Origin of the sequence: Nitrobacter sp. Nb-311A (assembly GCF_000152905.1) — a bacterium.
GTDB lineage: Bacteria > Pseudomonadota > Alphaproteobacteria > Rhizobiales > Xanthobacteraceae > Nitrobacter.
Genome location: NZ_AAMY01000005.1, coordinates 77,080 through 91,252, shown reverse-complemented (window position 1 = coordinate 91,252; position 14,173 = coordinate 77,080). Strand labels below are relative to the sequence as shown.

The window sequence follows — 14,173 nt, the reverse complement described above, 5'->3', positions numbered from 1 at the left end:
ATGATCGACCGGACCGAAAGCGCCGCTCGCCAACATAGATCCGTCTGGATACCCTCAACGCGGATCGAATGCGCTCCGGAGGGTGTAGCTCGCCCTGTATTGGAACGGACGAGCTACCTCAGTTCGGCACAATCCGTGTCCTCACCTGAGCGACAGATTCTGCGCGCTCACCTTGCCGCGCGCCTCATCGGTTCTGGCTTCAAACGACACCTTTTGACCTTCTCCCAGACCGTTGAGTCCAGCGCGCTGAACAGCGCTGATGTGCACGAACACGTCATTGCCGCCGCCATCCGGCTGGATAAATCCATAACCTTTCTGGCTGTTAAACCACTTCACTATACCTGTCGACATTCTCTTCTCCGAGGCATCATAAAGAAGCCGCGCCATCCACCGAAGCGAACAGCGCGGCAAGTTCTGCTGGGAACGCAAGCGGCCTGGAACCAAGCCACCACCACCTTGCGGCGGAAACGGACGATGAGATTGTCGTATTCACACATATATATCGCTGAACTTTACAATTGCACAGCAGAATTTCGAGGGGTAGCGCACGTCTTCCGCGGCCCGAGAGCGGCATGATTGCCGCCACAATCATGATCACGCCCCGCCCTTTTTAAGTATGGACATCTCGATATCGATTGCGATATATTTCTCATAATATAACGAATGGAGCGCCAAAGCCGGAATGGAAGCAGGGAGGAAGACGTGTCGCAATTTTCATCGGAATTCACCCGGATGTTATCCGCAGCCCTTGATGACGCTGCCCTGCAGATCCAGTCGGATTCGTCGACCAAGGCATTTATGGCCGAACAGATTCTGAAGGCCGCAGCAAAAGGTGTTTATCGCCGAAAGGATTTGACCGACATCGCTGTTAGAGCAGCTCGTATGGAGGCACTGGTCGTCTCCAGCGAGACATTCAAGCCGAAATAGAAGTTCGCCGCGCCAACTGAAAACTCGACTTCCTCGCCCACTCGGAGGGGTCCAATGGACCGTGCATACGACAATTATTCCGGGCGTCTCCGAGGCAACGACGGTCGCAAACCATCGATGGCGGAGCGTTTCCTGGCCTATGTCAAACGATTCTGTCCGTATTTGAGCTGAGCCCCGGAGCGTATTCACGCTTTTCGCTCGATAGACAGCGCAAGGCCAGAGACGATATATTAATGTCAATATACCGCACGGAGACCAAAAATGCCTGAAGCTGCTTCGAAGGCTACTGTTCCAACTGATGTACGCGAGAAGAATAGCCCGCTTCCACCTGGACCGGGGCGATACGCAATGCTGAAAAAGCTCCTACAGGCGGATCACGCCATAATCGTCGAAAGGTGGATCAATTCACCAGGATTACAGCCGCCAAAGTGAAATGGCGGCCTCACGCCTCCTGAATTAGTTCATTGCAGATCGCCAGCGTCCGACGGGAGCGCTCTTGCCGTCTTAGTGTTTCAAGAGTTGAAACCAGAGCGCTCGCCCTTATAAAGCAAAATTCCGGCCGATGTAGTTATACACATATACCGACAGCACCTACCGATAGCACCGCCGTCAACCATAAAGCGAGCACATAATCTCATCCCACGTAGCGTTGCACCGAGTTTGGCGCGGCTGAACAGAAAATATACGCGCAGATAACCGCCGTATCATTGATCGCAGGACTGCAATCATCGTCGTTCGCATGAGCTGCCTGTGTGTTGCCTTTAAGTCTCACTCGGACCCCTCGCTTCCTTAATAGAGATACGTGGTTGTTGACATCACGGAACTCGATGTATAGCGATAGATACATCGATAGGCTATCGACCGGGGAGCAATCCCGAGTCGTCCTGTTTTTAGATGATCGCCGCTTTTGAGATGTCGCATCGCTCCTTGATGAGGGATGTTCGGCAATCGCGGACTGCTGCGTTCAGTCAAAGACTGCGCGAAACGTTTTTCGAATGTTGTGGCTCAGCGGATCCGAAACCCGCCATGAGAGAGCAACATGGGGGAAGGGTATGAATTATATGAAGGGTTCGCTCCTTGGCTCGACGGCAGGGCTGGTTTTCCTATCTGCTGCCTTGTTTGTCGCCATTCCTCCGAATCTCGCACAGGCACAGGGCGACGAGGGCCAGGGGCATGGCCATGGCCATGCCATAGCTCAGAACGGAGATGTTCACACTGAGGCGAAGCCGCAGACCTGGCCGACATTCAAGGCGACCACGTCAAAGCCGATATTTTCACTCTACGACGCACTCGGGCGACCCGAGAATTTCACGGTCAAGGGCATGTTCCGTGCCCGCGGCGAAGGGCTTGCCAATACGTTTCGCCCGGCGCCTTTCTCGCACGACGACTATATGGCCTCGTTCTTCACCGACATTTTCGCCGAATACAATCTCGGCACGGTGAAGATCGGCGCTGAGCTGTTCGACAGCCGCGGCTACTTCGAACCACAAAACTCGGCGGTCTCCACCACCGACGTGAATGCCTTTCAACTCGGCCAAGCCTATCTCAACGTCGATCTCACCGGCATCTTGCAGGATGGCTCGAGGAGCAGCCTCACCGCCGGCCGGTTCACGAAGGACGTCGGCTCACGCCGTCTCATAGCGCGTCCGCTGTACCGCAACACCATGAACGGCTTCACCGGCCTCTCCTACGACTGGAAAGGCGCCAACAAGGATCAGATGACCCTGCTCTGGACCATGCCGCAGATTCGGTTGCCCGATGACACCCGCGGTATCCGTAACAATACGATCGAGTTAGACTCGGAGAGCCCGGACCTGCAATTGTTCGGCGGTTCCTATACTTTTGCGAATGTGTTCGGCGGATCGTTCGAGGTCTATAGCTACGGCCTGTATGAACGGGATACCGGGACAGGTCCGGGATCGGTGCAGACCCGGAACCGTCGCCTGTTTATCCCCGGTGCGCGGCTGGCACGGAAGAAGAAGCCCGGAGAATTGGACTACGATTTCGAGGCGATCTACCAGATGGGCCGCGCTCGGGAGACGACCGCCGTCACCGATACGCGCGACCTCAGCGTCTCGGCCTTCTTCGTCCATGGCGAGGCAGGCTACACCTTCGCTGCGCCCTGGCGGCCGCGGGTCGCGCTGCAATACGATCACGCCAGCGGCGACAGCAGCAATCCTAATACCTTCACCCGTTTCGACACTCTGTATGGCGTCGCGCGCGAATACAACCCGATGGCTCTCTACAGACCGGTGGGGCGGGCGAACCTGGTCTCACCGGCGATACGCTTCGAGGTGACGCCGAGCCCGGTGTGGGATGCCTTCGTCGCTTACCGCTCGCTTTTCCTGGCGGATCGCACCGACAGCTTCGGCGGCACGCGAGTGCGGGACCCTTCCGGCCAATCCGGCAACTTCGCCGGCCACCAGGTTGAGGCTCGTCTGCGATACTGGGTCGTCCCCGATGCCATGCTGCTCGAAACCGGGGCAGCCTACCTGATCAAAGGCAGATTCCTGAGGGACGCCCCCAACGCGCCCAACACGGCTGACACCTTCTACGGTTATCTCCAGACGAGTTTCTTCTTTTAAAGGCTGCGCCGCCCTGCGTCATCGCAGTATGTCACGATGGTATCCACAACATCACATCGAATGATAATATTTTATTGGACCTTGTGCTCGAGCGGCTTGGCGAGAGCCGCTACGAAATTCTGCTGAATATCTTTATAGTGCGCGGCTCCCACAGATCGCGAAAGGCGGCCGGCGGACGATAAAACCGATGCGTCGCGTGGCGGACGCAAAGCCGGATGGATCGCCTTCTTGGGCTGTGAACACGGCTAACGCCGACTGAAATAACCGAGTGGCTTCTCGTTAACGCCTGGATTCCCGTCTCCAAAGCCGCAGCTTGCGGCAAGATTCGATAAATCCTTTAATCGACGCCGGGCCGTCGAATGAAATCAAGCCTTCGTCCGCTTCGGGATCGACGCCGGCTTTCTTTAGCAGAGGGACTGCCTCCGCAGTAAAGCCGATGAACTTGCAATGAGCAAAAGCGTCCGCGACGAAATCACGGGCCGCGGCTTCGACCATCAGATGCCCTGCACCTTCCGCAGAAAGTAGCAGGACGACCGCATCGAACAGCACCGATGGCCCACCGTCGATCGTGTGGTTGGCCATGATCCAGCTTCCATCCGCGGCTTGGACACCTCCGATCTTTGGCGCGATCACTTCCATCGCCGCGGCCTCCTTCTCGATCGCCGTCATGAGCGTCTTCAGCAACCCGGCGTCGGCGCCGGGGCTCACCAACACGCCTACTTTACGGCCCGCGAAGCTCATCGGACAATTCTCGATGATACTCAACGCGGGCGATGGATCCAGATCATCACGGGGAGCAACGGCAGCCTCGGCAGGCTTCGGCATGGTCCGGATAGCGAGCTTGTCGGCGACCATCTCCGCAAGCCCCTCGTCGATGTTCAACAAATGAGCCACCATCCTCTCGCGGATAAGCGGAGTTTCGACCTTGCTGAGCTCGAATGTCAGTGCCATCGCGATGTGATGCTGCTCGGGCGCCGTCTGACTGATGAAGAACTGGCGGGCCTGGCTATAGTGATCGGCGAAGCTTTCGGCGCGGAGCCGTACTTTTTGACCCTTTTCCAGATCCGTAAAGGAACGAAACCCACCCTGCGGACTTTCGCGCGGCCCTTCGCCGAAGGAATTGGGCTGATAGTTGGCGCGGCCGACAGGATTGCACATAGCCATGTGGCCATCCTGCTGGAAGTGGTGGAGCGGGCATTTCGGTGCATTGATCGGAATATGGGTGAAGTTTGGACTGCCCAGGCGCTTCAACTGGGTGTCGAGATAGGAGAAATTGCGGCCCTGCAAGAGCGGATCGTTGGAGAAATCGATGCCCGGCGGAACATTTTGCGTCATGAACGCAATCTGTTCGGTGTCAGCAAAGAAGTTGTCGGGCATACGGTCGAGCACCAGCCGACCCACAGGCATCGGCTCGAGTAACTCTTCTGGAATGATCTTGGTCGGATCCAACACGTCGAAATCGAAACCGTCGGCAAACGCTTGATCAAATAGCTGCACCCGCAGCTCCCATTCGGGAAAATGGCCGGACTTAATAGCTTGCCAAAGATCGCGGCGGTGGAAATCCGGATCGGCGCCGTTGATCTTTACCGCCTCGTTCCAGACGACAGACTGCAGGCCTAGCTTTGGCTTCCAATGGAATTTGACGAAAGTTGATTCGTCGTTAGCGTTGAGGAAGCGGAATGTATGGACACCAAATCCTTCCATGAAGCGGAAGGAGCGTGGGATGGCCCGATCGGACATGACCCACATGATCATGTGCATCGATTCTGGCGTCAGACTGATAAAGTCCCAGAAGTTGTCATGCGCCGACTGCGCTTGCGGAAATGCTCGATCAGGCTCTTCCTTCACGGCATGGACCATATCCGGGAACTTGATCGCATCCTGAATGAAGAACACCGGGATATTGTTGCCTACGACGTCCCAGTTGCCTTCCTTGGTATACAGCTTGACGGCGAAGCCCCGCACATCGCGAGCCAGGTCGAAGGATCCTTTTGACCCGGCGACGGTCGAGAACCGCACGAAGACCGGAGTCTTCTCGCCGGCGCGCTGGAAGATATCGGCGCGGGTATATTTGGCGAGCGACTCGTAAGTCTCGAAGTAGCCGTGCGCTCCATAGCCGCGGGCATGCACCACGCGCTCTGGGATCCGCTCATGATCGAAATGAAAGAGCTTTTCGCGAAATTGAAAATCCTCGATCAGGCTGGGTCCCCGCTCACCCGCCCTTAATGTGTTCTGATCGTCCGAAATCGGACCGCCTTGGGCGGTCGTCAAGACGGGGACATCGCCTTCGGCAAGCTGATGCAGCTCGCCGCCGTTTCCTCGGATCAGCGTTTGATCATGAATGGTCGCACTTTTCTTCGACGCCCCTTTTGAGGTTTTGGCCATTTGGTTTCCCTCTGAAAATGCGCGCGCTCTGCCCGTCTGTCTCAATGCGGCGGGCGAACCACAGTTCCGGAGGAACAGCGCTATTTGGCAAACGCCGGAGCGAAGCCTTGAGAAGCCCAAACATCCCGCAACGTCGCGGCGGTCACAGGAAGAGCGCAATTCTGGATGGCGCTGTTTGCCGGCACGCTATTGCTTGCGCTACGCTGGGTCCTGATGGGCCTGATCGCGCTGATCGTGGCGGCTCTCTCTTTAGGGTGCATGATTCGGAATCATGCTGCTGGAATGAAAAGGGGTTCGTGATGTCACCAAAATATTCACGCGCGTCGCGTTGCGCCGCCTTGTTCGTCTCCGCAAATCTGCTTTTCACCCCTGTGGCCGAAGCCTGCACACGCGTCGTCTACCATGGCGCCGACGGTGAAGTGATCACGGCGCGCTCGATGGACTGGACGCTCGATGTCGGCACAAATCTCTGGGTCTTTCCACGCGGCATGAAGCGGTCCGGCGAGGCGGGACCGAACTCGATCCGGTGGACGTCGAAATACGGCAGCGTTATCGCCTCCGGTTACGATGTTTCGACCACCGACGGCATGAACGAGGCAGGGCTTGTGACCAACGTGCTATGGCTGGTCGAGTCCTCCTATCCGGAATACGACGGCAAGTCTCCCGCCCTGTCGATCGCAGCCTGGGCGCAATATGTGCTCGACAACTTCGCCACCGTTCAGGAAGCTGTCGATGTGCTGGCAAAGCAGTCTTTTACGATCGTTACGGACAAGGTGCCCGGCCAGGATCGGCTGGCCACACTGCATCTCTCACTCTCTGATGCGACTGGCGATAGCGCCATCATCGAATTTATCGGCGGCAAACAGGTCATCCACCACAGCCGTGACTTTCAGGTGATGACAAATTCACCGATCTTCGAGAAGCAGCTCGCGCTGAACGAATATTGGAAACAGATCGGCGGCACCGTGATGCTGCCGGGCACGAACCGTGCTTCCGACCGGTTTGCTCGCGCCTCCTTCTATGTGAATGCGATCCCCAAGAGCGAGAAGCCGGTCGAGGCGATCGCAAGCGTGTTCAGTGTCATCCGCAATGTCTCCGTTCCGTTCGGTATCAATACGCTCGATCAGCCCAACATCTCCTCGACCCGCTGGCGCAGCGTATCCGACCAGAAACGCAAGCTCTATTTCTTCGAGTCGGTGCTCACGCCCAACATCTTCTGGGTCGACCTGAACAAACTGGATTTTTCCGAGAAAACCGGAAAGGTGTTGAAACTGGATCTTGGTCCCGACCAGACGATCTATTCCGGGGTTGCCAACGATCGATTCAAGGAAGCCAAGCCGTTCAAATTCCTCGGTCTCTGAGCACGCGACTCAGTCCGATCTCGTACTTATCCCCACGGGAAAGAGCCGTTTCCACGGTTCGTCATTGAGTCAAGTGCGCGACTTTTTTAACGGATGTGTCATAGCATCGGACTCCATATTTTCGTCCAACAAAATCCATCATGATGTCTATAAATGACACGCGGGCGCCTGTTGGGCTACAGCCTAGTGAGCTACAGAGACAGGGGGAATCGCCGAGCCTGAGCTACCTAAGACTCGGGTTGAGCCGATAACAGCTCGGGGGAGCGGAATAATTCAGGAACAGGTGCTGCCACAAAGCCCGGCTCTCTCGGAGAGCCCGGCAAGGCGAAGAAATTTTATCGCTGCGGCACGACTGTTTCTGTGTACCGGTTGTGCCGCCATCGGAACCGTTGGCTGGTCACTATGTGAGCCGGCGCATGCGTTCGACCTTTTCGGTCTGTTCGATTCCGACAATCCGCCACCGATCAGCACGACGGCATTGTCGTATCGCCTCGAGATCGAGGCCAGGAGCGCCAACGGCAAGAAGGACGGTGACGCCGCACAGGCGCTACGGGACGCGTCCGCGACCTATCGCCTCAGGCAGGCCCCGCCGACAGACGGCGAAGGTCTCGTGCGCCGCCTGCAGGCCGACATCAATCCAATGCTGGATGCCCTTTGGGGACTTGGACGCTACAATGCGGAGATCGACGTCACGGTCGACGGGATTCCCGTCACGCTCGACGAGACCGATCTTGCCGCCGCGGTACATCGGGCGGAGAGCTTTCGCAATCGGGGGATCATTCCCGTCAAGGTCGTCGCGCGGCTCGGTCCGGTATTCAAGCTGCGCGCCGTTGATGTCGATTATCCGCGCGAGATGATCCCGCAGCGGCTGCCGCGCCGCGCCTTCCCGCTGAAGCCCGGCGATCCGGCGATCTCCGCCAACCTGCGCGCCGCGCAATTGAAGCTCATCGACTGGTTTCGCAGCAACGGTCATCCGCTCGCGAAGGTCGCGGACGTGAAAGCCACCGTGGATCATGCGGCCACCGCGATGGATTTTCGGTTGCGGGTCGAAGCCGGTCCCAAGGCCGGCATCGGCCATGTCGCGATTTCAGGTGGCGGGGATATCGATCCGCGCGTGGTCGCCACCCATGTCCATCTGCGCGAAGGCGAGCCTTATTCGCCCGAGCGCCTCGTGCTGATGAAGACCTCGATCGCCAGGATTCCGGCGATCGGCGGCATCCGCATCCGCGAGGGCGACGAGCTCGACGCCAACGGCAACGTGCCGATCTTCATCGACGTGACCGAGAGGCCGAAACACGCGGCAGGTTTATCGGCGCGATATTCAACCATCGACGGCCCCGGCGTCTCCACCTATTACGAGCATCGCAACCTGTTCGGCAACGCCGAGCGCCTGCGGCTCGATGCATCCGCCTCGCTGTTGCGGCGACTCGACGGCTCCTCCTCCTTGAACTTCGGCGATATCCGCGCCTCCGATTTCGGCGGACGGTTCACCGCGACTTTCCTCAAGCCGGGGCTTTACGGCACGCCCAACGACCTCCTGGTCGAGGCCACCGCCTTTCGCGAGCGCGTCGGCAACAACGACCTCGGCGGCTACACTAACGATGCGGTGCGTGGCACCGTCGGCGTGATCCACCGCTTTTCGGAGATGGCCTGGGTTCAGGCCGGCCTCCAGGTTGAGCGGTCGCAATCGCAGGACGTGCTCGGGCGGGTCGATGCGACGCTGATCGGCGTCGCCACCAGCGGACGCTATGATACAACCGACAACCTGCTCGATCCGACGCGCGGGGTGCGCCTCGCCGCGACAATGAATGCCTATTCGAAGCTGATGGGCTCGACGATCGATCTCTATGAAGCGCGGATCGCGGGCTCGACCTACTACGCACTCGACGAAGATGCCAACTATGTGCTGGCGGGCCGGTTGGCGGCAGGCTCACTCGGTGGCGCGCCGCTGGCCCGCATTCCGGATGCGCACCGCTTCTTCTCCGGCGGCGGCGGCTCCGTCCGCGGGTTCATTTTCAATACGATCTCGCCGATGATGTTCGGCAAGATCATTGGCGGCCGCAGCCTGGTCGAAGGCTCCGCCGAGATGCGGGTGAAGGTCACGCCGACCATCGGCGTCGTGCCGTTCGTCGATTTCGGTACCGCCTCCAGTTCATCGCTACCGAACTTCGACGACTATGTCGGCTACGGCGCGGGCATCGGCCTGCGTTATCTCACACCGGTCGGGCCGATCCGCCTCGATGTTGCGACACCGTTGAACCCCCGCCCCGGCGACAGCCGCTGGGCCATCTATGTCAGCATCGGGCAGGCGTTCTGATGCGCGCGCGGCGAACCATCTTCCTCGCCGCCGCCGCAGCGCTCGCACTCGCCGGCGTCACGGCGGCCGGCGTCGCCGTCTACAAGATGATCGGAGGAGCCGGCGACAATCAGCAGGACCTGCTCGCCGGCCTGGTGTCGCGGACGCTCTCCACGCCGGCCACCCAGGTGCATATCGGGGCTGTGGATGGCGCATTATCGTCCGACGCCACGATCCGCGACGTAACCATCACCGACAAGGAAGGCACCTGGTTGAAGCTCGATCGGGCCCGCCTCGTCTGGCGGCGCACCGCGCTGCTGCTGGGACGGCTGGAGATCGATCGTCTCGAGATCGGCACGCTCGAGATCCGCCGCAAGCCGCTCGCCGCCGACCAGCCCGTCACAGAGTCAGAGCAGCCTGCCGCGGAGAGCGACCAGTCCGACACCGAGCAGAACGCCGCCGCACAGCCGGGGCCATCCGCAGCGACGTCAAGTCAGCCTATTCTGCCGAACCTTCCGGTAAAGGTACAGGTAAAGGCTTTCGACCTGCATGCGCTGGTGCTCAGCGAGCCGGTTCTAGGCGAGGCCGTAAGCATTGCCGCGACCGGAAACACCGAACTGGGCTCGCCGTCGGAAGGGCTCATCTTCAATCTCGACGCAACCCGCAAGGATTCCCCGGGCCGCTTCAAGGTGGCGCTTGCCTTCGTACCGAAGGGCAACGCCCTCACCCTCGACGTTACTCTCGACGAGCCATCCCATGGACTCTTATCCAAGCTCGGCCGGTTTCCCGACGAGCCGCCGATCGCCTTCGCGCTTCGCGGCAAGGGTACGCTCGACAGCTTTCGCGGCGCGCTGAAATTCCAGGCCGGCCCCACCATCGATGCGACCGGCTCCATCATGCTTGACCGGGACGGGACCGGCCGCGTGCTCGCGACCCGGATCAACGGTCATCTCGGACCATGGCTGCCGCCGCTTGCCGCCTCCGTCTTCGCCGGCGAAACCAGGCTCGATAGCGCCACACGCATCGGCGACGACGGCAGCGTCGTCATGGACGGGTTGACCCTCACCAGCCGTCTCGCCCGCCTCGAAGCGAAGGGCGCGCTCGGCGCTGACAAGATGATGGATTTCTCGGCGACTGTTCGCTCGCTGCCGAGCAACGGCGACGTCACCGAAACCGATCACGGCTCGATCCGCAGCCTCACCTTCGACGGCCGCGTCAACGGCCCGACGAAGGCGCCCCGGGTTTCGGCGAAGCTCGCGGTGTCCGGTGCCCGCTTGCCCGACGGCAGCCTCGACGCGCTCGAAGCCTCGATCAACGTCGCTCCAGACGCCGAACTCAGCGACCTCGCCACGACCATCGCGATCGATGCCAACCTGCGTGCTTCCGGCATTGCGCTACGGGACCCTGCTCTCGCGGCAGCGATCGGCGACAGCGTATCCCTCGTGCTGAAAGGCACAACGGATCTCGGCGGCGAGGCCAAGATCGAGCGGCTGGAAGTCGGCACCTCCACAGTTCAGACTACTTATACGGGCGAAGCCAGCCGGGACCGTCTGCGCGGTCACGCGACCGGCACCGTGCCCGATCTCGGCCGCTTCGACGGCCTTGCCGGGTTGAATCTTGCGGGCGCGGTGAAGCTGGACCTCGATCTTGACGGTGACCTTCAACGCGGCCGCATCGACGCCAAGCTCTCCGGCACCGGTGACCGCTTCGCCACCGGGCTTCCGGCGCTCGACGGACTTGCGGGGCCACGCGTCACCCTCGCCGCCGATTTTTCATCCGGCGGCAACGATACCTACACGGTCCGCGCGGCTTCGCTGGACGGCGCCCATGTCGCGGTTCGCGCCAAGGGAAGCCTAACCCGCGAAGCCAGCGACCTCGCGGCGCGTATCGAGCTTCCGAATCTCGCGGCTGGCGATGTACGCCTGACCGGCATGGCGTCGCTCGACGCGGGGTTGACCGGAGGACTCGCGCATCCCGGACTATCGCTCACAGCGGCGCTGGATCGCGCGACGGCGATGCAGCGACCGATCCCGCATCTGGGGCTCACAGCGACGGTCTCCGACATCAACGGGCCTTGCGCCATCGACGTCAGGCTCGACGGCACCATTGACGGCAAGCCGGCACGCGGCATCGTCCAGGCGAGCCGCCGTCCGATGGAGCGCGACACAGGCACCAAGGCCGATCAGGATGCGCGCGACAAGCCCGCGCCTGCCTTCGCGGGCTGGGACGCCAGCACCATCGACATCACCATCGGATCGGTGTCGCTGAAGGGCGCGGGCGCGATCGACGCGCAAAACCTCGCGCGCGGACAGCTTCGCTTCGCGGCCGGCTCGCTGGCGGACATCGCACCGCTTGCCCTCATCGACCTCGCCGGCGCGGCTTCACTCGACCTTGCGCTGTCTGACGACAGCGGGCGGCAGTCCGTCCGCCTTGCCAGCAAGGGCACGGGGCTTCGGGCCGCCGCCACGGAGATCCGGAACTTCGATCTGCGTGCCGAGGGCGACGATCTCTACAGCCATCCGGTGCTCAACGCGGATGCCCGGATCAACGGCGCCGAGATCGGCGGCCAGACCATCGCGAGCGCAACCCTAATCGCGAAGGGCAACGCCGACGCGAGCACAATCAACTTGTCGGCCAAAGCCGCCGGCTTCAATCTCGATGCCGCGGGCGTGTTGATGCCGAAGGAGCGCATCCGGTTCGACCTCAACCGCTTCACCGCGAAACGCGGTGCCAGGACGATCGCCCTGCAGAGGCCTGCGAGCTTCACGCTCAACAACGACACCATGCGGATCCAGCATCTGGCGATCGGGATCGGCGGCGGCCGCTTTACGCTCGACGGCACGGCCGGCAAGGTGCTCGACCTCAAGGCCGCGGCGAGCGCGGTCCCGCTCGCCGAAGCCGATGTCGCGGTGCCTGGCCTCGGCCTCGGCGGCACGCTCGATGCGTCGGCCGAAATCGGCGGTTCCGCAAGCGCGCCGACAGGACAGTACAAGATCGCCGTCAAACGGCTCACGGCGCCGCAAACAAGGAACGCGGGCGTGCCGCCGATCGATATCACTCTCGACGGCCGTCTCGAAAAGACCCGCACAAAGCTCAACGCCACGGCCTCGGCAGGCAAGGCCGGCACCTTCACGGCGGCCGGCACCATACCGTTCGACGTCTCCGAGACGATCGCACTGACGGCAAAAGGCCGGCTCGATGCCGCCGTCGCCAATGCCATGCTGTCGGCTTCCGGCCGCACCGTTTCCGGAATCGTGCAGCTTGATGCCCGCGTGAACGGCACACGCGCCAGGCCTCAGGTCGGCGGCTTTGCCGCCATGAGCGGCGGCAGCTTCCGCGATAACCAGACGGGAATGCGGTTCGACGCCATCGAGGCAAAGCTCACCGCCGAAGGTGAGCGCCTATCCATAGAGCGGCTGAGCGCGACGACCCCCAACGGCGGCGTGCTGTCCGGCTCCGGCCAGGTCCGCATCGCGCCCGATGCGGGTTTTCCCGGCACGGTCTCGATCCGCGGGCAACAGGCGACGCTCGCGGCGAGCGCGCTGGCGACCGCTCGGGCGAATCTTGATATCAACGTCACCGGCGCGCTTGCGCGCGATCCGAAGATCAGCGGCCGCGTCGATCTCACCCATGTCAGCGTCGATATTCCAGAGCGCCTGCCCTCGACGCTGAAGCCGATCGACGGCATCGACCATGTCAACGCCACGGGCCAGGCCGCCATCCGGCTCGCGGCGGCGCGCAAGGCGCAAGCCGCAGAGAGGAGCAATGGCAAGGGACGTCAGGCGCTTTTCAACGCCGCACTCGACGTCACCGTCTCGGCGCCGAACCACGTTTTCGTGCACGGCCGTGGCGTGAACGCGGAACTTGGCGGCTCTCTTCACGTCGGCGGAACGACCAACAAACCCTTGCCGAAAGGCGCATTCTCGCTTTATCGCGGCAAGATGACGGCACTCGGAAAGACGCTGAATTTCACCAGAGGAAATCTCTCCTTCAACGGGGACCTTGCGCCTGAACTCGATTTCGCGGCCGAGATAGAAGCCTCCGATATCACCGCGCAGATCGGGATCTCGGGCCCGGCGGCCGCACCGGCTTTCGTCTTCACATCGCGACCGGAGTTGCCGCAGGATGAAATCCTGTCACGCATCCTGTTCCAGAAGGCGTCAGGCAACCTGACGACGGCGCAGGCCCTGCAACTCGCCCAAGTTGCGGCCCAGTTCGCAGGCGGCGGCGACGGCGTGCTGGACCGAATGCGCCGCTCGCTCGGCGTCGACAGTCTGGATGTCGGCGTCGGATCGGGAGGCGGCCCAATGGTCGGCGCGTCCCGCGCGATCGGCGACAGGCTGAGCGTCGGAGTCCGAACCGGCGCGAGCGCCAGCCAGTCCGGACTCTCGGCCAATGTGGACGTGACGCGTCATATCCGGGTGGAATCCGATGTCGATGCGAGAGGCGCGACATCGATGGGAGTCGGCATGAAGTTCGAATGGTGACGAGACTGATCAACCCTACGGTTGATGCATTTCGCCATCTCGCTCTCCACATCTGCGAAATCGAAAGTATGTTCCCGAAATCGGCCGGTCAGGCCTTTCTTGTCCTTCAAGACAACCCTTGGTGCAGGGAAG

8 protein-coding genes are annotated in these 14,173 nt (G+C 61.1%); 6 read left to right on the top strand and 2 right to left on the bottom strand.

Annotated features, from left to right (window positions below; translation table 11 throughout):
• Positions 1-141: 141 nt before the first annotated feature.
• Positions 142-351 carry a cold-shock protein gene (locus NB311A_RS03135; RefSeq protein ID WP_040673852.1) on the bottom strand — a complete coding sequence of 70 codons (210 nt, stop codon included), beginning with the start codon at positions 349-351 and terminating at the stop codon, positions 142-144.
• A gap of 351 nt (positions 352-702) precedes the next feature.
• On the opposite strand from NB311A_RS03135, the gene NB311A_RS03130 reads away from it, so the two are divergent.
• Positions 703-927, top strand: a complete 225-nt coding sequence (locus NB311A_RS03130; protein ID WP_131522874.1) for a hypothetical protein — start codon at positions 703-705, stop codon at positions 925-927.
• A 1,052-nt stretch (positions 928-1,979) separates the two neighbouring features.
• Complete coding sequence (locus tag NB311A_RS03125) at positions 1,980-3,512, top strand: alginate export family protein (RefSeq protein ID WP_040673827.1); 1,533 nt, start codon at positions 1,980-1,982, stop codon at positions 3,510-3,512.
• 279 nt (positions 3,513-3,791) lie between these two features.
• Here NB311A_RS03125 and NB311A_RS03120 read toward each other — a convergent pair whose 3' ends face one another.
• A complete protein-coding gene (locus tag NB311A_RS03120; protein WP_009796995.1) occupies positions 3,792-5,897 on the bottom strand; it encodes a catalase in 2,106 nt (701 codons plus the stop codon).
• 165 nt (positions 5,898-6,062) lie between these two features.
• Between NB311A_RS03120 and NB311A_RS22865 the strand changes: the two genes are divergently transcribed.
• The 4 genes from NB311A_RS22865 to NB311A_RS03105 all read left to right on the top strand — a co-directional run bounded on the left by NB311A_RS22865 (position 6,063) and on the right by NB311A_RS03105 (position 14,041).
• Positions 6,063-6,197 (top strand): hypothetical protein, encoded by a 135-nt coding sequence (locus NB311A_RS22865; RefSeq protein WP_256365404.1) that lies wholly within the window; start codon positions 6,063-6,065, stop codon positions 6,195-6,197.
• Positions 6,197-7,258 carry a linear amide C-N hydrolase gene (locus NB311A_RS03115; RefSeq protein WP_040673825.1) on the top strand — a complete coding sequence of 354 codons (1,062 nt, stop codon included), beginning with the start codon at positions 6,197-6,199 and terminating at the stop codon, positions 7,256-7,258. The genes NB311A_RS22865 and NB311A_RS03115 overlap by 1 nt, the downstream gene beginning before the upstream one ends.
• Before the next feature lie 478 nt (positions 7,259-7,736).
• Positions 7,737-9,575, top strand: a complete 1,839-nt coding sequence (locus NB311A_RS03110) for an autotransporter assembly complex family protein (protein ID WP_245256912.1) — start codon at positions 7,737-7,739, stop codon at positions 9,573-9,575.
• Positions 9,575-14,041 carry a translocation/assembly module TamB domain-containing protein gene (locus tag NB311A_RS03105; RefSeq protein ID WP_009796991.1) on the top strand — a complete coding sequence of 1,489 codons (4,467 nt, stop codon included), beginning with the start codon at positions 9,575-9,577 and terminating at the stop codon, positions 14,039-14,041. The genes NB311A_RS03110 and NB311A_RS03105 overlap by 1 nt, the downstream gene beginning before the upstream one ends.
• Positions 14,042-14,173: the final 132 nt, after the last annotated feature.